Genomic DNA, 24,284 nt, shown 5'->3' with positions numbered 1-24,284 from the left:
CTTAACATGAGCTAAACAATTGATACAACTGAATTAGAAGCATAAAGTACATTCTTTAAGGAGAGTACTTTATTTTTGTTTTGTACATTATTCTGGAGTGGTATTTTGTATGTTTTCTAGTACATAATATCCTCTAATCTGAGAAATTAATTTGTACATTATTTTCAATGATAATCAATGTATAATAAAAAATTTAAAGTTCGAATTCTGAAACTACTTTCACATATAAATAATTGAATATAAATTGCTGTAGACCTATAATAAAGATAGGGATAATAAGAATTCTTCCTAGAAAGGAGTATACTGTATCCTAAGAGTCAGTATTATTAATAAATCATGAAAAAAATAATTATTTTTATCTTGTTAATTTTCTTAATCCTTTCTATTATTGCAATTTATACATACTACATGTTCTAAAAAATAAAATAAAGAGATATTTTTGACACATGTAATATAATCAAATTGTTGAATAAATAGCTCAAGAATACACTAAATCCCTAGAAGACAACAGTCCTCTAGGGATTTTTTACGTCGGTTTTTGATTAAAGTGTATTTTGGAGCTGAAAATGGTTTATCCTTTTTGGATTATGGATAATTGAAAAAAATTTTAGTTTTCACTTAAATAAAGTACATAATTAACTCTAAAAAAATTTTTGGTTACTTTTTGTGTTTTATAGAATTTATTAGATTTGTAAAAAAACAGTTTGTCTATACTCTTAGAGGAACGGAAGCCTCTTTTTTGTATGAAAAAACTGAAGTCGATGCTTCAGTCTTTTGGTTAATGTGCGAAGGTATCGATTCCTAGAAGCAGGGAAAGAGTCCCCATGATGAGGCCGGCTAGAATTACTCCGAGCATGACTGCGAGGCTACTGCGTTTGAAGTCCCAGTCAAGGATAGAAGCTGCAAGGGCACCGGTCCAGGCACCAGTCCCTGGTAAAGGAATGCCGACGAATAGGAGTAGGGCCCAGAAGATTCCCTTGTCTCCTGCAGTTTTTTCTAATTTCTGTCCGCCTCTATGCCCCTTATTGAGACACCAGCTAAAAAAGCCTCCGATGATCGGTTTTTTTGCGCCCCAAGTGAGGATATGGCGGGCGAAAAAGAAGATCAGAGGAACAGGGAGAAGATTTCCGATAACTCCGATCAGAAGCGCTGTCCATAGTGGAATGCCATTTGCAATGGCAAAAGGGATGGCTCCGCGCAATTCAACGAGGGGAACCATGGAGATCAGGAAGGTAAAGATATATTTCATTGGTTATGCCTTTCGATTAGTCTTTTACATTCTATCGTATCTTTTCTCAATTGACAACTATGATCTTTTTAAATCTTTTATCTTGACTTTCTGGTGGAGGAAGCATATAATAAAGACATAGTTAATTAGAATCATTATAAAAAGGAGAAACAACATGACAACTATGAAACATGAAGCAGCTACTGATGTAGCAACTTTTGCACCATCTAATAAAGAAACTCTTCCAGAAACAAAAGTCCTCTTGAACCAAGTCGTAGCAGATCTCTACGTCGCTCACATTGCCCTTCACCAAGTACACTGGTATATGCGTGGACGTGGCTTTATGGTTTGGCATCCAAAAATGGATGAATACATGGACAGCTTGGATGCAACCTTGGATGAAGTGAGCGAACGCTTGATCACTCTAGGTGGCACTCCTTATTCTAGCATGACTGAATTTTTGGAACACAGCAATATTGAAGAACGCCGTGGAACATTTACGAAAAATGTAGAAGAAAGTTTGACACGTGTTCTTGAAATCTTCCATTACCTTGATGGCCTTTACCAAAAAGCTTTGGATGTTACAGATGCTGAAGGCGACGATGTAACCAACGATATCTTTGTTGGGGCTAAAGCAGAACTTGAAAAGAACATTTGGATGGTGGCTGCTGAACTTGGTCAAGAACCAGGATTATAAGATCATAAAAAAATAGAAGCCGTTGGCTTCTATTTTTTTGGTTCGTAGGAGATTTCCACTAATTAAAGGAATTCTTAATCTAACTATAGTTGGAGCGAAATCGAGGTCTATCGCTCCTCTTTTTTTGGTATAGTTAATATGTGATTTTCTGTAAGCGCTCGCAGGTAGAAGAAAGCGCTTACAAATTTAATTGTTAATCCTAAGAGGAGGTTTTTATGGGAAAGTCTTTTTTTGAAAAGCGTCCTGTTTTTAGTATTCGTAAGCTCTCAGTTGGAGCTTGTTCTGTTGTGATTGGGATTTCTGCCTTGGGTCTTTCAAGGGTCCATGCGGAAGAAAAGCCAGCCCTCGAAAGTGAACCGACTTCGATTGAGACACCAAGTGTTGTGACGGAAAATTCAGAAGTGGAAGTTCCTGAAGCTGGTGCAAGGGTTTCAGAAGCTCCAGCTGTCATCACCCCTACCAGAGTTGAGGAAAAGCCAGCGCCTCAAGGCGATGGCCAGCCCGTTTCAGCTTCATCTGAGCGTGCTACAGGAACGGAAGAAACAGCTGCTCCAGACCAAAATCGTGTAGCGGAGGATATTGTGCAAGATCGAGAACGTGATTTTAATAAAGATTGGTATTTTAAATTAAATGCAGCTCCTGGTGCAGAAGGGCGTCAAGTGGATGTCAAGGATTGGAAAAAATTAGATCTTCCTCATGACTGGTCTATTTTCTTTGATTTCGATCACAACTCTCCTGCTCAAAATGAAGGTGGGCAATTAAACGGAGGGGATGCTTGGTATCGTAAGACCTTCCGTTTGGACGACAAAGATCTAGATAAGAAGGTTCGCTTGGAATTTGGCGGGGTTTATATGGATTCTAAAGTCTATGTAAACGGACAATTCGTTGGTCATTATCCAAATGGCTACAATGCCTTTTCTTATGATATTACTCCTTATTTGAATGCAGATGGAAGCGAGAACACCATCGCCGTTCATGTGGTCAATCAACAACCAAGTAGCCGTTGGTATTCTGGTAGTGGGATTTACCGGGATGTTAAGCTGAGTGTGACGGACAAGGTTCATTTAGCGCAGTATGGGACTACGATTACGACCCCTCAGTTAGAAAAACAGCAAAATGGGGCAGTAGATACAGTGGTGAAGAGCCGCATTGTCAACCAGGATGATCAAGCCCATAGTATCTATGCGGAATATGAAATTGTCGATCAAAATGGCCAAGTGGTGAGCGAAAAAACGCGCAGTGAAGCACAAGCTGTTTTAGCAGGTCAAGAGATCAACCTTTCTCAAACCTTGCATGTTGAAAAACCAACCCTCTGGGATGTGAAAACGGATCATCCAGCTCTCTATACCTTGTATACACGTGTCTATCGGGATTCGCAGTTGGTAGATGTGCAAAAGGAACGCTTTGGTTATCGCTATCTCAACTGGACGCCAGAAGGTGGCTTCTTCCTCAATGGGGTGGCGACGAAATTCCACGGGGTATCTCTTCACCATGACCACGGGGCTCTTGGAGCTGAGGAAAATTACAAGGCTGAATACCGTCGTCTCAAACAGATGAAGGACATGGGAGTCAATGCCATCCGGACGACTCACAACCCAGCGAGTGAACAAACCTTAAAAATTGCTGCTGAGTTGGGCTTGATGGTCCAAGAAGAAGCTTTTGATACCTGGTATGGTGGCAAGAAGCAATACGATTACGGTCGTTTCTTTGAAAAGGATGCCACTCACCCAGAAGCTCGGAAAGGGGATACTTGGTCCGATTACGATCTACGGACCATGGTAGAACGGGGCAAGAACAATCCAGCCATTGTCATGTGGTCAATCGGTAATGAAGTTGGTGAAGCAGATGGTTCAGACAAATCTGTCGCAACCGTTCGTCGGTTGGTCAAGACCATCAAAGACGTGGATGCAACCCGCTATGTCACCATGGGAGCTGATAAATTCCGCTTTGGCGATGGTTCAGGAGGCCATGAAAAAGTAGCAGCAGAGCTTGATGCGGTTGGTTTCAACTATTCAGAGGCCAACTATGAAAGCTTACGGGCGAAACATCCAAACTGGCTCATTTATGGCTCAGAAACCTCTTCTGCAACGCGGACACGGGGCTCTTACTACCACCCTGAAAGAGAATGGGTCGGCAGCAACCAAGAAGACCGCCATTATGAACAATCAGACTACGGCAATGACCGGGTTGGTTGGGGTCGGACAGCGACCGCCTCTTGGACCTTTGACCGTGATCATGCCGGCTATGCAGGACAATTTATCTGGACTGGTACGGACTATATCGGTGAGCCAACCCCATGGCACAACCAAAATGATACACCTGTGAAAAGTTCTTATTTCGGTATTGTCGATACTGCCGGCCTTCCAAAGAATGATTTTTACCTGTACCAAAGTCAATGGGTATCGGCTGAGAAACATCCAATGGTGCATCTCTTACCACATTGGAACTGGGACAATCCAGAATTAGCCAATCGTGTCATGGATGAAGAAGGACGGATCCCTGTTCGAACCTTCTCCAATGCCCACAGTGTGGAACTGATTGTCAATGGGGAATCACAAGGAGTGAAGACCTTTACCAAGAAGACCACAGCTGATGGCCGGACCTACCAAGAAGGGGCAAATCCGGATGAACTCTATCTAGAGTGGTTGGTCCCTTATGTACCTGGCAAAGTGGAAGCTATTGCGCGCAACGAAGCAGGAGAAGTGATCGCGAAAGATCAAGTCGAAACAGCCGGCAAGCCTGCGGGTGTTCGTTTGTTGAAAGAAGAACACGCGATTGCAGCGGACGGCAAGGATCTGACCTATATTACCTATGAAATCGTCGATGAAGAAGGTCGTGTCGTGCCAACTGCCAATAATTTGGTGCATTTCCATTTGCATGGACAAGGCCAAATTGTCGGTGTCGATAATGGGGAACAAGCCAGCCGTGAACGCTACAAAGCGCAGGAAGATGGCTCATGGCAACGCAAAGCCTTCAATGGCAAAGGGGTTGTGATTGTCAAATCAACTGAGCAAGCGGGTGCCTTTACTCTGTATGCAGACTCAGACCGCTTGCAATCAGACCAAGTCAGCCTCTTTACAGGTAAGAAGGACCAAGCAGAACGCACTGTATTAGGTGTGGAACCTGTTCGACAAAGTGCTTATCTAGGAGAAAAACCAACCTTACCAAGTAAGGTCAATGTGGTCTATAGTGATGGCAAGGCCCAAGAAGAAGCCGTTGAATGGGATGCGGCAGACTATAGCCGTGCAGGCCAAGTCCGTGTGACAGGACATGTTCAAGGACGCACGGTCGAAGCTCTGGTCGATGTGATCGGCGTGGAACAAGTCCTTCCAGTCATCAAACAAATCCCACAGGGAGCAGATCTAGCAACGGTGGATAAGGCTGTGCAATTAGTCTTCACTGATGGCACCACTGCTCACTATGAGGTCGATCAATGGACCTTGGAAGCTGGTCAAGAAGATCAGTTGTCCACACCAGGAGCACGCTTGAAGGCGACAGGACTCCTAGGCAATGGGGAAACGGTCCAAGCGACACTAGTGGTTGCAGGAGGAGATGTAGCCAAGGCTAAGAAACCAACGGTTCAGCTAGATGGAGTAGCTCTTCCAAAATTTGGTAGTGGCAACCATACTATTTTCCGTTCCCTCGCTTATGGTCAAGAGCCAGGTCAAGTCACAGCAAGTGCAGAAAATGCCCAAGTGACGGTCCTACAAGCTAACCGTGAAAATGGTTTGAAAGCTCAAATCTTTGTAACTGCTCAGGATACGGGAGCTGTACAGACCTATGTGGTCCAATTCCAAGAAGAAAGTCCACAGATTGAGCGCCTAGAATTGCGTCTGCCAGAAGGACAGGAACTCAAGGAAGACCAAACGGTACCACTTGAAGTCATTGCCCATTACCAAGATGGTAGCCAGGCAAGTCTCAAAGCAGATCAAATCGATGTGAAGACAAGAGCTGGTAGCCAAGGAAAAGCCGTCGCAACCAATAAAGGTTTGGAATTGCGGGAAGCAGGATTGGTTCATTTAGAAGCTAACTTCCAAGGACAAACAGGAGAAGTCACCTTTACCATCACGCCAAATCCAGAAGAAAAAACGGTTGTGAAGGTGCGTCCTGTACGAATCAGCACCGATCGAAATGTTTTGCCAGCTCTTCCAGAGACCGTCTTGGTCGAGTATGACAAGGGATTCCCTAAAGAAAAACGCGTGACCTGGGATGCTGTAACCGCAGATCAAGTCAAGGATTACCATAGCTTTACAGTCACAGGTCATGTAGAGGGTGTGGAAAAAGAAGCCCAAGCTCAAGTGACGGTTGAAGGCATTATCGCTGTAGAAGAAGTCAGCACTACCACTCCAGTCGGAGAAAAACCAGCTCTTCCAGAAAGCGTGCGTACCTATCACTCTAATGGTAAGACCTATACTGCTAAGGTGGCCTGGGATGCGGTCGATCCGCAACTCTTGGCCAAAGAAGGAGAAGTTGTCCTAGCCGGTCGTGTAGAAGGAACGGATCTTCCAACACGTCTTCATATTCGTGTTTCCGCAAACACAGTCAAGGGGGCCAACGTAGCAGAGCAATGGACAGGATCTGTCTTGCCACTCGCTTTTGCAAGTGACTCTAACGATGCAGATCCAGTTGCTAAGGTCAATGACAAGGTCATCTCCTTTACCGATGCTCCAGCTAACCGTTGGACCAACTGGGGTCGTAACAATGCGGAAGATTCTGTCGGTATCTTGTTTGGGGATTCTGGTATCTTGACCAAGCGAGCAGTGGATAACCTCCATGTTGGTTTCCACGAAGACCACGGCGTTGGAGCTCCAAGTGAATATGTGATTGAGTACTATACAGGGGAACAAATCCCAACAGTTCCAAGCAATCCAAATCGTGTCAAAGACGAAACAGACCATCCATTTAACAATCCAGCTAACTGGAAAGAAGTCAGCAACCTAACCGTTGAAGAACCGGTAGCAGCTGGTAAGATGAATCATTTCAGTTTTGATAAAGTCGACACCTATGCTGTTCGTATCCGTATGAAGACGCCAGAAGGTAAGCGTGGAAGCTCTATTTCAGAGATTCAGATCTTTGCCAATAAGGTTGCGGCAGAAGAAAAGAGCCAGTTGACCATTCGCGTCAATGGCGATGTATTGCCAGGTGTCAACCCAAGTGTGACCGATTACTACATCGATGCGCGTGATCGGGCTTATCCACAAGTGGAAGCGACAGCTAGCCATCACGGTCTTGCAACGGTTGTGCCAAGTGTCCATGAAGGTGAGCCAATCCGTGTCATCCACAAAGCGGAAGATGGCACCATCTTACAAGAATACCGCCTCCATCTCACAAGCGATGCAGAAAAACTGAAACAAGCTGTTCCAGTAGCAGTAGAAGCAGGCAGACGTTTTGTGAAAGTCGGTCAAGATCTGGTTCTACCATCTACCGTAGGTGTCTACTTCCAAGGGGATACAGGCTATGAACGCAAGGAACTTACGGTGGACTGGAAGCCTCTACCAGCTGATGCGCTTTCTCACGAAGGTAGCTTCACGCTGGAAGGAAAAGTCATTGGCTATGATCTGACAGCTCAGCTGACCGTCCGGGTGTCCGAAAAGACAGGAGAAATCCTCTCTGTGAACCGTGACTACAATGCAGAGGATACCAGAGCATTTGCTAGTGAAACCAACGATCTCGATCCAAATCAAATCGACTATATCGATTACATCAACGATGGTGGCTACAACGAATACTATCGCTGGACTAACTGGAAGAGGGAACCGGATCAAACCGAAGCCTTTGCTGGTCTCATCTTCAAGAAAAATGGTCAAGTAACAGAGCGTTTGATCAATAAAGTAGCGGTCGACTTCTTTGCAGATCAGGAAACCGGTCTGCCAACGAAAACGGTTCTTGAATGCTACATTGGTCCAGACTTTGATGTTCCGGATGATTATGGCAATCTGAAGAATCTTCCAGATCATCCATTTAACCAGGCCTCTAACTGGGAAGAAATCCCGTATAGCTTGGATTATGCCTTTGAACCTGGTTATATCTCTAACCTCAGCTTCAACGAAACCAGAACTAAAGCCATCCGTTTAAGAATGGTCCGTGATGAACATCTAAAAGGAATTGGAATCGTTGAATTGAGCGCCTATGCTCCAACAGAAGAGGCCCAGGCAACAACTGATGTCACGATCCAAGTGAATGGCAAAGACCTAGAAGGCTTTAAACCAGATGTGACAGATTATCATCTAGAGTATGAGGGAGAACGCCCAATCGTTTCAGCACAAGGCAAGAATGGAACAGCCGTTACGGTCGTGGATGCTAAAAGTGCCAATGCCCCTGTTCTTGTCAAGGTTGTCTCAGAAGATGGCAAGCTCGAAAAAGTATATCAACTTTCTCTCTCCGCAAAAGCACCTATAGGCTCAGCCATTCCTGAAGAAGGGGTTAAGAATCTGGTTCATACCAAACCAGAGTTGGTGATTGAGCCAGAAGAGATGGACTTTGAACGCTTAGAACGTCCAAATGCGGATCTTCCAAAAGGTGAGAAACGTGTGGTTCAAGAAGGTCAAAAAGGCCGCAAATTGCGCTTGGTAGAAGTTTCTCAAGAAAATGGTGTGGAAAGCCGGAAGGAACTAGATGCCTTTGTAGAGCTAGATCCAGTGGCAGAAATCACAGAGGTGGGCACGAAAGAAGTACTTCCAGACACTCCACAACTAGAGCCACAACCAGAGCCACAACCACAACCGCTTCCGAACCCAGAACCACAGCCACTTCCGAACCCAGAGCGCCCTCATGTCTCAGAAGGACCAGTAGCTACCGCAACTCCTCAAACATCTCTTGAGGTCAAAGCGACACGTCAGGAAGGGACAGATGCAGTAGTGAAGAAAGTCGAGAAAACAGCTCAAACGCCAGCAGTTTCAGCTGCTCCAGTTTCCGAAGGTAGATTACCAAATACAGGAACGGAAGAAAGCGTCGCAAGCCTCGTTGCTGGAATCCTAGCGGCAGGCCTTGCCAGTGCTGTGCTGGACGATCAGAAAAAAAGAGCCAAAAAGGCCAAATAAAATAGCTAGAGAAACTAGCAAAAAACGGTGAAAAGTTCACAGGTAAAAGAAGGAGGATGGGGAAGCCCCACCCTCTTTACCTGGTGACATAAAGGAATAGAATATGGGAAAAAGATTAGTTGATCAGAAAAATCGATTTGGCATTCGTAAACTCTCAGTAGGCGTCTGCTCGGTAGTAGTAGCGACTTGTTTTTTGGGAGTGACTACCAGTTACGCAGAGGAACAAGCTGAGAGGAGTGAACCACGTGAAGAACGGGTCGACACAAGCGATGTCGATCACCAAGGAAAGGAGGAGAAAACTATGATAGAGAACCAAGAAGAATCAGAACATTCCTCACCAGCAACTAGCGAGAAAGAGAATCGCGCGGTCGGTCAAGGAACAGAAGCCACTCAACCTATCACTTCTCTAGACGAGGAGACTGAGATTGCGGATTACGGACCACTTCCAAGTAAGGCTCAGATGCAATATCACCGCGAAGAACTAGCGGCTTTCATCCACTTTGGGATGAATACCTACTACGATCGGGAGTGGGGAGATGGGCAAGAAGACCCTTATGATTTTTATCCAGAGCATCTGGATACCGATCAGTGGATCAAAACCCTGAAAGATGCTGGCTTTAAACGGACCATCATGGTCGTCAAGCACCACGATGGATTCCTCTTGTACCCATCCAAATACACCGACCATACCATTGCCAAAAGCGGTTGGAAGGAAGGAAAAGGCGATGTCCTAGCCGAGGTTTCTGCTTCTGCCAGCAAGTATGACATGGATATGGGGGTCTACCTCTCGCCTTGGGATGCTCACAGCCCGCTCTACCATGTGGATACAGAGGACCAATACAATGAATACTATCTCAACCAGCTCAAAGAAATCCTTGAAGATCCAAAATATGGAAATAAGGGCAAGTTCGTAGAGGTCTGGATGGATGGAGCGCGTGGCGATGGGGCTCAAAAGGTCACCTATACCTTTGACAAGTGGTTTGATGCCATTCGTAAGGCCCAAGGGGATATTGCTATCTTCTCAGCTGAGCCGACCAATGTTCGTTGGATTGGAAATGAAAAGGGGATTGCTGGAGATCCGGTTTGGCAAAAGGTCAATCCGGATAAGATCCGCAACAATCCATCTAATAGCTACCTCAATCACGGGGATCCAGAAGGGAAGCAATACTCAGTGGGAGAAGCCGATGTCTCTATTCGCTCCGGCTGGTTCTACCATGACAATCAAGAGCCTAAGTCCTTGCGCGAATTGATGGACATTTATTTCAAATCGGTCGGTCGTGGGACCCTACTCTTGCTTAATATTCCACCCAACCAAGATGGGAAATTTGCGGATGCCGATGTAGCCCGTTTGAAAGAATTCCGTCAGACCTTGGACCAACTCTACAGTGTGAACTATGCGGCAGGAGCTTTGGTAGAAGCTGACTCAACACGACGCAATCCGCTCTACAAGGCCAGCCATTTGACAGATGGCGATGAAAAGACCAGTTGGGCTCCGGCTGATGATGCCAAGACCGGATCTTTTGTTCTCGATCTTGGAAAAGAACAGCATTTTGATGTGGTAGAGCTCAAAGAAACCATCGAGAAAGGCCAACGGATTTCTGGCTTCACCATTGATGTGGCAGTGAATGGGCAATGGGTTCCTTATGGAGCTGTCTCAACTGTGGGATACCGCCGATTGATCAAAGGGCAACCAGTTGATAGTCGCTATATCCGGGTGTCCATCACTGATGCCCAAGCCACTCCAATCTTGAACGGTGTCTCTGTCTATAAGACACCAGCCAGCATTGAAGAAACCGATGGCTATCCGCTTGGTTTGACTTATCATTCCGACCGGACAGCAGAGCGGGCCAATGGCCAGTGGAATGAAGAGGGAGAAGGCGTCCGAGGCACCTCTATATGGACCAAGGAAAAAGGAGCTTCGGTGACCTATCAGTTTGAAGGCACCAAGGCCTATGTGGTCGCAACTGTCGACCCTGGTCATGGGGAAATGTATGTCTATGTCGATGGCCAAAAGCTAGCGACCGTCAATACCCAAAGCCCAAGTCGCAAACGCAGCCAAAAGGTCTATGAAACACCGGACTTGGCAGCAGGATCCCACACCTTGACCTTGGTCAATAGCAAGGGAGATGCGATCGCAACGGAAGGGATTTATGCTCTCAATAACCAAGAAAAGGGGCTCTTTGAATTTGCTCAGCCAATCCTAGCCGTTAAGAAAGGCGACCCAGCGCAAATCCTCGTCAAGAGAAAAGGTGGCTCTAAAGGAAGTGCCAGTCTTAAATTGATCACAGAACCAGGAACAGGGGTTCATGGCAAGGTCTACAAAGATACCAACGTCACCCTTGAGTTCGCAGATGGCGAGACAGAAAAAACAGTCCAAGTTCCAACCCTTGATTTTGCAGGAAAAGCGACCGACGTCTATGACTTTAAGGTCAAATTGTTGCATCCGGATCAAGGAAGTCTGGTCGGCTTTATTCCAGAACTGACAGTCCAAGTGATGAACGAGGACCTGCTTCCAGAAAATCGCAAAGAAGTAGATGACCAAGATCCAAAACTGCATTACAGTGAGGGTTGGCAGCACGAGACAGACAATCAAAACTTCTCAAATGGCACAGAATCTTGGTCTAGCTTTAACCAAGTGACCGATGAGGAAGGCAAGAAACACATTGAAGTGACCATTACCTTTAAGGGCACTGGTGTGGAGGTCCGAGGAGTAGTCGACCCAAGTCATGGTCTCTACAGCGTCACCCTGGATGGAAAAGAAATGGCCTTCGAAGAAGGTCGGGGCCATGATTATGAGATCGAAGGCGATCATTATTTCAGTGGCTATGGAGACCAACGCAAGCTCGACCAGAGTTTGGTCAATCTGCAAGGCCTAGCAAAAGGCTACCACCAACTACGCTTGCATCTAGATCCAACCCTCAATGACCCTCAGTCATCTAGAGCTATCCAAGTAGACCGATTTATCCTCTCAGGGAAAGATAGTCAGTTGCTCAGTCAAGAAGAGTTGCAACAGATCATCAGAGAAGGAGTAGAAAAGATCAAGGCTACTTCTCTCGATCGCTTGAAAGCAGATCTCAAACCGATGGTTCAAGAACAATTGACGGACTTGACTCAGTTGTTGGATCAAGAGCGACCAGATTTGGTTGCTGCAGCTAATCAAGTGGAGGCACTTGAAACCATCTTAGAAGATACTCACAATTATGAACCGCTGACGCAGACACGACCAGAAGAAGGTGTTCGGGATTTGATTCTTGAAAAACCAGAACTTCTCATCGAAGCGGAGGAGATTCCATTTGAGAGTCAAACACGTGAGAACAAGGACTTGGCCAAGGGCGAGAGCCGGATCCTTCAAGCAGGGAAGGTCGGACGCCGGCTGAAATTGATCGAGGTTCGACAAGAAGAAGGCAAAGAAATTCGGACAGAAGTCGATGCCTTTGTCGAAGTGGAGGCTCAGGACCAGATCACAGAAGTTGGAACGAAGGAAGCGGAAGAAAGTCCGTTGATAGCTGATATGCCGACTCCAACCACTCTTGTAACTCCAAGTAAGGTGCAACCAGAAGTTGCGACTCTTTCTCAAGCTGAAGACAAAAAAGAAAAAGAAAGACCAGTTCTCTTGCAACCGAAAACCTCAGAAGCAGTTTCTGTTTTGACTTCAGACCATCCAGAAAAAGAAGGTGTTGAAAGTCCTTCTCTACAATCGGAAGGAAAACTTCCTCAAACCGGTACAAAAGAAAGTGGACTGTTTGCTTGGTTAGGCCTTCTTGGCCTAGGTTTCTTGGGCGGAGGCGCCAAATTCGTTCGTCGCAAAGAGTAGTTCCTTCTTCGCATAAGAGGTTAGTTCTTACTAGCCTCTTTTGTTTTGTTTTCTTAAGAGATTCCTATTTCCATGGAGTCTTTGCTTTATTTACAGCCGTAAAAATTGTATAATAGTCAAATAAGGTCAATGATGAGAAGGAACACTCCAAGGCCATTTTTTATGGGCCAAGAACAGAGCATCCATCTAGAAAAAAACAAGCCAGAAAGGAGCATCATGGCAAATAAGAACACATCTGATAGCATTGAAGCTTATATCAAGGCCTTGCTGGCTCAAGCTGGCATGGCAGAGCTCAAAAGAAGTGAGTTAGCCGATGTCTTTCAGGTCGTACCCAGTCAGATTAACTATGTTATCAAGACTCGCTTTACCGAGAGCCGAGGCTATATTGTAGAGAGCAAGCGCGGTGGTGGGGGCTATATCCGCATTGGCAAGGTCCAGTTTTCAGATCACCATCAGATGCTCCAAGACTTGGCAGCCAATATTGGAGAGACCATCAGCCAGCAGGTCTTCAATGATATCCTCCAGATGCTCTATGAAGAAAAATTATTGACACAACGTGAGACTCAGCTCTTGCTTGCGACGACCTCCGATGAGGTCCTAGGTCGAGATGCTCTCATCCTACGAGCAAGTATGCTGAAAAAAATTATTCAACAAGTAGATAGAAAAGGAAATACCGACTAGATGAACTATTCAACAGCACTGTTAGAAAGTATAGAAGCGGCCCAAATACTAGCAGGCCACTATCAGGGGCATACCTTAGATACTTGGCATCTCCTGACGGCTATGGCCAATAATCCCTATAGCGTAGCAGGTTCTGTACTTAACGATTATCCTATGCAGATCGATGAGTTTCAGGATGCAGCGGAGCATATTACAGGCCAAGCTTTTCAAAGCGACAATCGGTATGAAATCTTCCCATTTTCTTATCGGATGGAAGCGATTATGAAACACGCAAGAGAGATTGCCCAGGTCCTTCATGCCAAGACCTTGGGAACAGAGCATGTGCTCCTCTCTCTTCTAGCAGACCGTGGGACCTTGGCGAGCCAAGTTATGGAGTTTGCCGGCTTTGCCTTTACAGAGCAAGACAAGGGAGTTCCTATTGCCTCCCTTCGCAAGAATTTAGAAGACAAGGCAGGCTGGGACAAGAATGATATCAAAGCCATTCGGGGTCTCTATCGGGCCCAAAACCCCAACCGCCAAACCATGGGAAATATGATGGGCATGCCCCCAAGCACCAGTGGAGGTCTTGAAGATTATACCCGTGATTTGACAGAAATGGCGCGTGCAGGCCAGCTTGAGCCTGTGATCGGCCGGGATGCAGAGATTTCACGCATGATCCAAATCCTCAGCCGCAAGACGAAGAACAATCCTGTATTAGTGGGAGAAGCAGGGGTCGGAAAAACCGCCCTTGCCTTAGGTCTGGCTCAGCGTGTCGCTAGTGGCAATGTTCCAGCTGAAATCGCACAGATGCGTGTCTTAGAATTGGATCTCATGAATGTCGTTGCAGGGACGCGCTTCCGTGGGGACTTTGAAGAACGGATGAACAATATCATCCAGGACATCGAAGAAGACGGTCACGTGATTCTCTTTATCGATGAACTGCATACCATTATGGGGTCAGGATCCGGTATTGATTCGACCTTAGACGCAGCCAATATTCTAAAACCAGCCCTGGCACGGGGAACCTTGCGTACAGTTGGGGCAACGACTCAAGATGAGTACCAAAAGCATATCGAAAAAGACGCAGCCCTCTCTCGACGTTTTGCGAAAGTCACCATTGAAGAGCCAAGTGTTGCAGATAGCATCCAAATTCTCCAAGGCTTGAAAGAGACCTATCAGGACCACCATCATGTGACCATTACCGATGAAGCGATCGAAACAGCTGTCAAATATGCCCACCGCTATTTGACCAGCCGTCAATTGCCAGATTCAGCTATTGATCTCTTGGATGAAGCGGCAGCTACCGTACAAAACCGCGATTCCAACGGTCACGTAAAAGAAGAGTTGACCGCCTTGGATCGGGCCTTGATGGATGGCAAGTGGAAGAAAGCAGCCCAACTCTTAGAAGTAGAGTCCGCTCCCGTTGTCTACAAAAAAGAAGTCACTGACCAAGATGTCTTGGTGACTTTGAGCCAATTATCTGGTATTCCAACTCAAAAACTGACCCAAACCGATGCCAAGAAGTACCTAAACTTAGAAGCAGAATTGCACAAGCGCGTGATTGGTCAAGACCAAGCCGTTTCGAGTATCAGTCGGGCTATTCGACGCAATCAATCAGGTATCCGTAGCAATAAACGTCCGATCGGTTCTTTCATGTTCCTAGGACCTACCGGTGTCGGAAAAACAGAGCTAGCCAAAGCTTTGGCAGAAGTTCTGTTTGATGATGAATCGGCCCTCATCCGTTTTGATATGAGTGAGTACATGGAAAAATTCGCGGCCAGTCGCCTCAACGGAGCTCCTCCAGGCTATGTGGGCTACGAAGAAGGAGGCGAGTTGACAGAGAAAGTCCGCAACAAACCATATTCAGTTCTCTTATTTGATGAGGTGGAAAAAGCCCATCCAGATATTTTCAATGTCCTTTTGCAAGTCTTGGATGATGGAGTCTTAACCGATAGCAAAGGCCGGAAGATCGACTTCTCCAATACCATTATCATCATGACCTCAAACCTGGGAGCAACAGCCCTTCGGGATGATAAGACAGTTGGCTTTGGTGCTAAAGATATCCGCTTTGACCAAGCCAATATGGAAAAACGCATGTTTGAAGAGTTGAAGAAAACCTATCGTCCAGAGTTTATCAACCGGATTGATGAAAAGGTGGTCTTCCATAGTCTCTCAAGCGAGGACATGCAGCAGGTAGTGAAAGTCATGGTCAAACCGCTCATCGCGACCTTGGCCGAACAAGGCATGACCCTCAAATTCCAGCCTTCAGCGCTCAAGTTGCTAGCAACCAAAGGCTACGATCCAGAAACGGGAGCTCGCCCACTCCGTCGTGTCTTGCAGACCGAAGTGGAAGATCAACTAGCAGAGCTATTGCTGAAAGGGCAAGCCCAAGAAGGGCAAACCATCAAGGTTGGAACGACAGCCGGAACGATCAAGTTCGAGATTGTCTAGGAGGACGTCATGACGCTTCAGCGATTAACCCGTATTTCGCTTTTGGCGGCCCTTTGTGTCGCTCTACGTCAGGCTTTTGCCCCTTTCCCAAATGTCCAACCTATTTCTGCTATCTTTTTTCTCTTGGTGATATTTGAAGGGTATAGCTTTGCTTTTCTTGTGATGATGATCACCATGTTTGTCTCCGCCTTTTTCCTGGGGATGAGCCTGATTGTGTTCTTTCAGATTGTCGCCTTTGGCTGTTTGATGCTCATTTGGCGTATCAGTTACAAGTGGTTGCCCTTTGTCCTTCAGATCCTTTTTGTGGGCCTACTGTCCTTTGCTTATGGGGTCTTGATCGATAGTGTTTATGCCTTGATATACCATATTCCTTGGTGGACCTATGCTTTGGTCAATGGTTTTAGTTTTAACCTTGCCCATGCTCTGTCGACGATCATTTTCTATCCCATTATCTATCAAATCTTTAGGAGATTTTATGTTGAAAAAAACTATTTCTAGCTTGATGACCTTACTTGCAGCTCTTCTTTTAGCGAGTTGCGCTCCGTCTCATAGCACAAACAATCAAACAACTGCTTCTAGCGCAGAAGTTGCCAAGAAAAACGAAATTTCGATTACGATTAGTGTGACGCCAGAAGGTCAAAAAGTGCAATCGAAAACCTTGAAAGTAGCAGAAGAGAGCAACCTCATGGAAGTGCTCAAAGCCAACTACAAGATTGAAGAAAAAAATGGCATGATCACCTCGATTGACGGTCACAGCCAAGACGAAGCCAAAGGGCTTTACTGGATGTACAAGATCAATGGCGAGATGGCTCCAAAAGGTGCTGCTGAAACCACCGTTAAAAAAGGGGATAAGATCGAATTCTATCAAGAAGTGTATAAATAATGAGAAGCTGGACAGTATGTCCGGCTTTTTTTGCAAAGTTTAGGAACTTACTTAAAACTTCTTTCAAATTAGAAAAATATTTGAGAAACTATTGACAGCCCCATATAACAGTGTTACAATAATGTTACAAAATATTACAAATGTTACAAAAAAGAGGTTCTGTTATGAAAAACAAAAAAATCATTTCCCTAGCAGCCCTAGCTTTGACAGCTAGTCTTTTCCTAGGAGCTTGTGGCGGGAATAAAGAAGAAAAAACTTCAGAAGCAAGCAGTTCAAAGACCAGTCTGGTTAAACAAACCAGCTCTTCTTCTAAGAAAAAAGTGATCACTAGTAAAGATCAGATTGCCTCTTCATCCTCTGATAGCAAATCAGAAGAAAGTCATACTGTTGGTAGCAAAAATAACCAAGCTGCAGCTAGTCAAACACCTGCTCCAGCTAAAGAAGCGACACCAGCAGCACCCGTAACAAAAGAAACAAAAGAAGTAGCCACTCCAGCAACACCAGCGAAAGCAAAATTGCCAAGTCTAGAAGACGGTCATGCCCATGCTAAGAAGCAAGCTTCTGCTACGGAGAATGCCCAATACAAGGGAGTCTATTCTGTAGCAGCAGGAGATTTCTCCGCAGCAGCTGGGAATTGGTCTGACAAACGCGACACTGGAGTCACTATTGGCCAAGGTGGTCAAGTGACCATCCAACTTCCTGGGGGCCAACCCGTAGCCTATGGTATCAGCGCTTATAACTATACCTTGGATGATGGTCATTACCATGCCAATCTCTCAGCAGGCGATGGGTCTGCGGCGACTCTAGATATCGTAGTTGGAAAAGATGGTTCTGTATCTAGTGTGACGGTTCTGAAAGACGGTGTCAGTCACTCCCTCACTCGTGAATAAAATTCGAAAGATCTGAAAGGATAAGCTTCTCTTTTCAGATCTTTTTTTGTTGATTTGAAGAAAAATATATTTTTTTATAAAAAAACTACTGACAGATAGAAAATATAGTTTATAATAAAAACATAAAGAAAATCTATTTATAAAAAATTATAAAAAGGAGTTTATATGAAAAAAGAAAGAATTGCCCTGGTTTTTGGAACCTTTGCGCCTCTTCATCAAGGGCATATTGACCTGATCCAGCGGGCCAAGCGTCAGTGTGATCGCGTTCGTGTCATCGTTTCTGGTTACGAAGGGGATCGTGGCGAAGAAGTGGGACTGCCTTTACAAAAACGCTTCCGTTATATCCGCGAAGCTTTCTCAAATGATGAGTTGACCCAAGTCTATAAGTTAGATGAGACAGAACTTCCTCGTTATCCCTTGGGCTGGGAGCCTTGGTTACAGACAGCCCTAGACACCATCCAGTATCAAACAGAGACAGAAGAGTTGATCTTTTATGTAGGGGAGAAAGCCTACAAGGAAGAGTTGGAAGCTAGAGGGTTTGAAGTTCACTTAGAAGAGCGTCGCTTCGGGATCTCTGCTACCATGATCCGGGAAAATCCCAGCAAATACTGGAAATACATTGCCCAGCCCTTCCGTCGCCAGTTCACGAAAAAAGTCTTGATCATGGGGAGCGCCAGCAACGGGAAAACGACCCTTGCAAAGGACTTAGCCCGCTTTTACGATGCACCTGTTAGTCTTGAGTATGCCCGTGAATACCAGATCAAGAACAATGTTCGAGATGATGAGCTCACGCCAAAAGATTACTATTATCTACTCTTAGGACAGTATGATCAAACCTCTAAGCTCATCGATAGTAGTGCCAATAGAGGCCTTGTCATCGCAGATACCAATTCCCTGGTGACCAAGGGTTATTACGACTACTACATGGAGGTCGAAGGTCAGGATACCAGCATGACCGATACCTTCGACAACCTCTTTGTCAGTATTCTGTCCAAAGAAAAATGGGATTTGATCCTCTTTGTACAGCCGATCGGTTCTTATGTCAATGATGGTTTCCGAGACATGACCATGGCTGACGAAGAGATCCGCACCAGCTTTTCAAATTACCTGGACCAATTGCGCCAGCAATACCTAGGAAACATTCCGACCACTTTCCTCGCATCAGACTACCTCGGCAACTACGAAGAAGCTAAGAAGGTGATCGATGCCATTTACCAAGCCGACTAAGGAGCAGCTTATGAAAAACCTATCTGAAAAATTCGCAACTTTTAGCCAAGACTTTAGAAATGTTCACCGAGAAGCGAAAAAGCAAGGCTTTGTCAATATTATGAAACTTCTATGGAAGGACCTTTTTGTAGGACGCACAGCCTTTCAATGGATTTATCTCCTCCTTCTTTCTAGTGTTCCCTTCTTCTTAGAATGGACCAATCGGACAGGACAGCATGATTGGCTGGGACTGTTTGCTTCTTGGACAGGCATTGTCTGTGTCATCCTGGTTGCCGAAGGGCGTGCTAGTAACTACCTCTTTGGAGCAGTGAATTCCGCTATCTACCTCGTTTTAGCCCTCAATAAAAACTTCTACGGGGAAGTTCTGACAACTCTTTATTTCTTCATCATGCAACCGATCGGCCTTTATGTTTGGCTCTCTAATCGGATCAATGATCAAGGTAAGGTTGAAGAATCTCACTTTGAAGCCAAGAAATTGAACTTAATTGAGTGGATGCGCTACTTGGCCTTGTGTGCTGTGATTTGGATCGGTATGGGCTTTGCGTATCAGAGCATCCATAGCGCTCGCCCTTTCCGCGATAGTATCACCGATGCGACCAATGGGGTCGGCCAGCTCCTAATGACCCGCCTTTACCGGGAGCAATGGATCTTCTGGATTGCGACCAACGTCTTTAGTATCTATCTCTGGTGGGATCAGAGTCTTCACATTCAAGGGATGTACTGGGTTTACACGCTCAATAGTTTAGTGGGCTGGTACCAATGGACCAAAGCCCTCAAGAAGGAGGTGGCTTAGATGGCAAGTCTCTCAATTCCAGCAGGAATGACGGAGAAAGAGTATTTTGAGACGGTCGCTAGTGAAGCAGACTTTCTCAAGTGGTACAAGGAGCAAGACCTGCCGACTTATGAAACTCCAAGTGTCACAGCGGATATGGTGGCTTACTGTTTTGTTGAAGGCAAGCTCAAGCTCTTAGCTATTCGCCGCAAGGCCCACCCTTATCAACACCGCCTCGCCTTGGTGGGGGGCTTTGTGAACAAGGATGAAGATGCGACTCATGCCTGTATCCGAGAAGTCAAAGAAGAAGTTGGGCTCGATCTGCCAGTGAATAAGGTGGAGCAGCTCCTGACAGTTTCCACCCCTGGGCGGGACCCCAGAGGCTGGGTCATTACCATCGCCCATCTGGTCTATCTGCCAGCAGAAGCAGTAGACTTAGCCCATGCAGGTGACGATGCCAAGGAAGTCGTTTTTCTCGATGTCGATTTCAAAAAGTCCCAGTGTTTGCTTGATGGAGAACCCTTAGCTGCTTCTGATTTTGCCTTTGACCACTACCAGATTATTCAAGAATCGATCAAGCGGATTCAGGGGCGTCTGGACTGGAATCCAACCTTCCTCTATCTGTTAGAGGAGCCTTTCACCGTTTATGAAGCAACCGAGTTGGTTAATCTGATCAATCCTGGACGCCCCATCGTTAGCAATAACTTCCTCGTAAAATTCGGAGAATTCGTGGAAGAAGTGGGTGTCAAGCGGGTACCTAAGAAAAAACCACGCAAGACCTACCGCTTAAAACAGTAGATCGAGCGGGGTTCATTCCGGAAATCTCTCCAGTTACTATTAGTAGCTGGAGGGCTTTTTTTGTTCTAGCAAGAAATATTTTAAAAATATGTCAAAAATAGTTGACATGTTATTTTTGGAATACTATAGTCAATTATACCGAAAAGAGTCTATAAACGTTGGTACAAAGGGAGTTTAAGCCTCTCTCTTTTTATTTTGTGGATTTTTTTAAGAACTTTTTATTTTTTCAAGAGCGGTTTCGTAGAAAGAGACTGCTCTTTTTGGATTCTTGCTGATATAGTCGTCTTAACTTTTTTACCTGTAGTGCAATCTATACCAAAATAGATACTAGAGCGTTAAACAGCTGTTCCGTCTTTTTTTGTGTGTTGTGTAATTTTCATGGTTTTAACCCCTTTTCCATCAGCAGGCAAGCAATTAGAAAAGATTTTGAGCTTATACCATGCGAGGAGCTACGAGATCTCCTTACTTTACCGATATAATTGACCTTTTCATAAAGAAGAGTTATTTAAGATAGATTAATAGACTTTAATAAAATGCTATTTTATATGTCGAATGAGAATATTAATCTATAGACCACTATAAACCACTATAAACTGCTATAAACTGCTATAAACTGCTATAAACTGCTATAAACCACTATAAACTGCTATAAACTGCTATAAACCACTATAAACTGCTATAAACTGCTATAAACTGCTATAAACTGCTATAAACTGCTATAAACTGCTATAAACTATTTATCCTTTAAAGTATAGTATTGTGTCGTATCTCTTCTACCGCTACCATGCCACTCTAGAATATCTAGATCCTCCGTTAGTCTCTTTAAAATTTTAAGAGTATATGGTCTACTTTTTTGTATTAATTCCATAACTTCAGAAGTAGTGATTTTAGTGTCACGGTAAGCCAGTGTGACTACTTGCTTTTCAAGGGAATTTAGAGAGGAGAAGAGTTCAGGGGTTAGTTTTTGGCGTAATCTATCTGAAATACGTAGTTGTCGATTCAAAATGTTATTTTCTAACATAAGCAACACGCTGGAATTATTAGGTTCAGAATATTTTGGTTCATTTAAAAAGAAACTTTCCATTTCACTATAGATACGCTTTACTCCTTCATTCATTTCTTTTACCCAACCAAATTCAGATAGAATTCGTGCTATTTTTGGATTCCTAGAAAATCGTTCATTGAGTATATTTTGGATGGTAACTATATTTGGAAGTACACCAGGGCTCTTTATTTCTAAGCGATCATCAAAAAGTGTTACGGTAATATGTTGTCCGCGAATTGAGTAATTTCTATGGGTAACAGCGTTTACAACTCCTTCAAACCAAGCAAATTCAGGATATTCAGGCATTACTTGAAACCTTCCGTCTTCAACTAGGTATTGAAAATCTCTGAGCTGACTTTTTACAAAATCACGGCTTTCTGTAATAATTTTAGGAATAGCTCCATCAAATGTTTGCTCTTTGACAACATTAAAATCTTGTCCTGTTTTAGCATAAGTATCGTTATATTTAATAACTCTTAGACGAGCTTGTGGGAGAAATGCTGATGGATTGTTACCAAATAGAAGAATAGCTGCATTCGTTAATTTACCATCTCTAAGAAGTCCACGGCTTCTTAAGACTTGTTCGATAGAAATATCAGGTAAACCGATTTTGTCTTTATAACTTTGGATTAATTCACTATCTATATCATCAGTCGTTGCTCCTTCAACTATCTCATCTTCAAAATATCGTTGTCCTTTGTCATAAGTAAGTTGAAGTCGTTGTTCATGGCTTAGGGGAACTGACCTATCTCCTTGTCTTAGAAATGTCTCATCATTTGTAGAGATAATAACACGATCAACCGAAGGATTTACTGAAATCAAAAGAACACAATCTTCCTTACCACTTGAATTTATAACCGAAATGATTTTATCCGAAAATGATATAGGAGTTTGTTTAAGTTGGTATGGGATGCTTTGGAAGTCTTCAATGGGTTTTGCACGAGGGCCAGAGAATCCTGTTACTTCCCCATCGTCTTCAATTCCAATAACAAGGTGTCCGCCTTCAGCATTTGCAAACGCAATGAGGTGCCTCAGAATATCTTTTGGTTGAATACGAGCACTTTTCCGATCAAAGTATTGTCCTTCAGGTGTAGATTTTAAATAGTCGATATCAAATATTTTTTCCATTTGTTTCCTTTCTGTTAATAGATCCTTTAAATTGCCCTTAATTTTGCGCATAGTAGCTGAAAATCAGGTTAATATTAGTGGAGATAGGTTGTATAAAGGGTTTAGATAATCTTCTCACATACCATTGTAGCCTGGATACGGTCACCACCGCCTAGTCCTTTGCTCCACCATTGGCGGTGGTGACTGAATGTAGGTGATAGCCTTTTGAAGCTTGTTTATTGAAAACATCCTCTAATTCTGTAAGGTTTCCTGATCCAGTACTGAAAAAACTTTTCTTTCAAAGTTACTTGAAGGACAACGTAGTGTAGTACATTTACTCCAGATGCAGTAGAAAAGCTACCTTCTTGTTTTACAGTGTCAAAAAATCCTATAGGAGTTACCTCTTCTTAGTTATTATCTTTTTTAATAAAGATTTAGTTTTAGCTTGTGGTAATGTGTCAATGAGTTCTAGTACTAGATGTTTACTGTCGTTATCTAAAATGAGATATTTATAAACTAGATCGGAAATTTCCGTTTCTTTTAGTTCATCAAAATCTAGTAATGCATCAAATAATCGTATAAAAAAGTCGTTTTCACCAATACCTGATACAAGAGCATCGTAAGCAGGATTTCCGTGAGAATCAGTTCCGTATTTTTGATTTATACGTTGTTTTATAAGTGCAATCTTTTCAATAGTTTTTTTATTAAATTTATTCTGTTCAGTTGATTTACCTAGTTTTTTCAAGATCTTCCTCAGCATTTAGGCGTTTGATTAAATCATTACGATATTTTTCAAACTCTGCCCCACTATTAAAGGTCATAACTTCATCACCATAACCTAATAAGGAGGAAATACTAACCAAAAAAAATCAGCTAAAATCTGAGCTTTTTCTGGTTTGATAGTATGTTTATTGTTTTCCCCGTTAGATATCAACCATTTGTATATTGGTTTCTCATTTTCTTTTAGTCGTTTATTTATAATTTCGGCTAGTTAATCTTGAGTTATTCCTTACTCAGTTCTTAAAACTTTTAATCTATTTTTAATTGTTAACATTTTACCACCTCGGTTAAATTATAACCGCTAAAAAAACTTCTGTAAAGTTTTTTTATTATGTGACTTTCAGTCCGTCTCGCTCCATTAGGTGCGAGACAAAAAAACTCCAAACGCGATACAATTAAGGTGTTCAAGCCAATTGTAAAGCGAAAGGAGAAAAATATGGCTCAAAAATCACATAGTTTATCACACACAAAATGGATGTGTAAATATCACATTGTGTTCACCCCTAAGTATAGACGAAAAGTGATCTATAATCAATATCGAAGTAGTTTGGGAGAAATATTCCATAGATTATGTAGTTATAAAGGTGTTGAGATTATCGAAGGCCATTTAATGCCAGATCATGTTCATATGTTGGTAAGCATTCCACCTAGAATTAGTGTTGCAAGCTTCATGGGATATTTAAAAGGTAAAAGTGCTCTAATGATGTTCGATAAACACGCAAATCTGAAATATAAGTTTGGAAATCGACATTTTTGGGCAGAGGGATATTATGTAAGTACAGTTGGCCTCAATGAAGCCACAATAAAGAAATACATTCAGGAACAAGAGCGAAAAGATATTGCTTTAGATAAGTTGAGTGTAAAAGAATATGAAGATCCCTTTAGGGATAGT

15 protein-coding genes and 2 pseudogenes are annotated in these 24,284 nt (G+C 43.8%); 12 read left to right on the top strand and 5 right to left on the bottom strand.

Annotated elements, in window-relative coordinates; genetic code table 11:
• Window positions 1-778: 778 nt before the first annotated feature.
• Window positions 779-1,249, bottom strand: a complete 471-nt coding sequence (locus tag ADH92_RS09180; RefSeq protein WP_049492554.1) for a COG2426 family protein — start codon at window positions 1,247-1,249, stop codon at window positions 779-781.
• A 154-nt stretch (window positions 1,250-1,403) separates the two neighbouring features.
• On the opposite strand from ADH92_RS09180, the gene ADH92_RS09175 reads away from it, so the two are divergent.
• From ADH92_RS09175 to ADH92_RS09125, 11 genes are all read left to right on the top strand, one after another.
• Window positions 1,404-1,925: a Dps family protein gene (locus ADH92_RS09175; RefSeq protein ID WP_049498186.1), complete on the top strand. Its 522-nt coding sequence runs from the start codon at window positions 1,404-1,406 to the stop codon at window positions 1,923-1,925.
• A 215-nt stretch (window positions 1,926-2,140) separates the two neighbouring features.
• On the top strand, window positions 2,141-8,965 hold the full coding sequence (locus ADH92_RS09170) for an Ig-like domain-containing protein (RefSeq protein ID WP_049498185.1): 6,825 nt from the start codon (window positions 2,141-2,143) through the stop codon (window positions 8,963-8,965).
• Between the two features lie 103 nt (window positions 8,966-9,068).
• Window positions 9,069-12,779, top strand: a complete 3,711-nt coding sequence (locus ADH92_RS09165) for an alpha-L-fucosidase (protein WP_049498184.1) — start codon at window positions 9,069-9,071, stop codon at window positions 12,777-12,779.
• A 216-nt stretch (window positions 12,780-12,995) separates the two neighbouring features.
• Window positions 12,996-13,460, top strand: a complete 465-nt coding sequence (locus ADH92_RS09160) for a CtsR family transcriptional regulator (RefSeq protein WP_003009029.1) — start codon at window positions 12,996-12,998, stop codon at window positions 13,458-13,460.
• Window positions 13,461-15,890, top strand: a complete 2,430-nt coding sequence (locus ADH92_RS09155) for an ATP-dependent Clp protease ATP-binding subunit (RefSeq protein ID WP_049498183.1) — start codon at window positions 13,461-13,463, stop codon at window positions 15,888-15,890. It begins immediately after the preceding gene.
• Between the two features lie 9 nt (window positions 15,891-15,899).
• The gene (locus ADH92_RS09150; RefSeq protein ID WP_049498182.1) at window positions 15,900-16,388 is read left to right on the top strand and encodes a hypothetical protein; all 489 of its coding nucleotides are present in this window, start codon (window positions 15,900-15,902) and stop codon (window positions 16,386-16,388) included.
• Window positions 16,366-16,773 carry a DUF4430 domain-containing protein gene (locus ADH92_RS09145; protein WP_049498181.1) on the top strand — a complete coding sequence of 136 codons (408 nt, stop codon included), beginning with the start codon at window positions 16,366-16,368 and terminating at the stop codon, window positions 16,771-16,773. The genes ADH92_RS09150 and ADH92_RS09145 overlap by 23 nt, the downstream gene beginning before the upstream one ends.
• 164 nt (window positions 16,774-16,937) lie before the next feature.
• Window positions 16,938-17,663 (top strand): hypothetical protein, encoded by a 726-nt coding sequence (locus ADH92_RS09140; protein ID WP_049498180.1) that lies wholly within the window; start codon window positions 16,938-16,940, stop codon window positions 17,661-17,663.
• Window positions 17,664-17,828: 165 nt separating this feature from the next.
• Window positions 17,829-18,890, top strand: coding sequence for an AAA family ATPase (locus ADH92_RS09135; protein WP_049498179.1), 1,062 nt, complete (start codon window positions 17,829-17,831; stop codon window positions 18,888-18,890).
• 10 nt (window positions 18,891-18,900) lie between these two features.
• Window positions 18,901-19,683: a nicotinamide riboside transporter PnuC gene (gene pnuC, locus ADH92_RS09130; protein ID WP_049498178.1), complete on the top strand. Its 783-nt coding sequence runs from the start codon at window positions 18,901-18,903 to the stop codon at window positions 19,681-19,683.
• Window positions 19,684-20,460, top strand: a complete 777-nt coding sequence (locus ADH92_RS09125; RefSeq protein ID WP_049498177.1) for an NUDIX domain-containing protein — start codon at window positions 19,684-19,686, stop codon at window positions 20,458-20,460. It begins immediately after the preceding gene.
• 254 nt (window positions 20,461-20,714) lie between these two features.
• On the opposite strand, the pseudogene ADH92_RS11465 reads toward ADH92_RS09125, so the two are convergent.
• From ADH92_RS11465 to ADH92_RS09115, 4 genes and pseudogenes are all read right to left on the bottom strand, one after another.
• Window positions 20,715-20,840 (bottom strand): annotated as a pseudogene (locus ADH92_RS11465) (tyrosine-type recombinase/integrase); the annotation flags it as partial.
• A 353-nt stretch (window positions 20,841-21,193) separates the two neighbouring features.
• Window positions 21,194-22,633 carry an ATP-binding protein gene (locus tag ADH92_RS09120; protein ID WP_049498176.1) on the bottom strand — a complete coding sequence of 480 codons (1,440 nt, stop codon included), beginning with the start codon at window positions 22,631-22,633 and terminating at the stop codon, window positions 21,194-21,196.
• Window positions 22,634-22,734: 101 nt separating this feature from the next.
• A pseudogene (locus tag ADH92_RS11460) lies at window positions 22,735-23,004 on the bottom strand (DUF4177 domain-containing protein).
• 5 nt (window positions 23,005-23,009) lie between these two features.
• Window positions 23,010-23,357, bottom strand: a complete 348-nt coding sequence (locus ADH92_RS09115) for a hypothetical protein (RefSeq protein WP_049498175.1) — start codon at window positions 23,355-23,357, stop codon at window positions 23,010-23,012.
• A gap of 471 nt (window positions 23,358-23,828) precedes the next feature.
• On the opposite strand from ADH92_RS09115, the gene tnpA reads away from it, so the two are divergent.
• On the top strand, window positions 23,829-24,284 hold a 456-nt coding region (tnpA, locus tag ADH92_RS09110; protein ID WP_049498158.1), incomplete at its 3' end, for an IS200/IS605 family transposase.

It is taken from the genome of Streptococcus parasanguinis (assembly GCF_001073155.1).
In the GTDB taxonomy this organism is placed as follows: Bacteria; Bacillota; Bacilli; order Lactobacillales; family Streptococcaceae; genus Streptococcus; species Streptococcus parasanguinis_D.
Note: the sequence above shows the minus strand (reverse complement) of the source record. Positions and strands in the feature narration are given on the sequence as shown.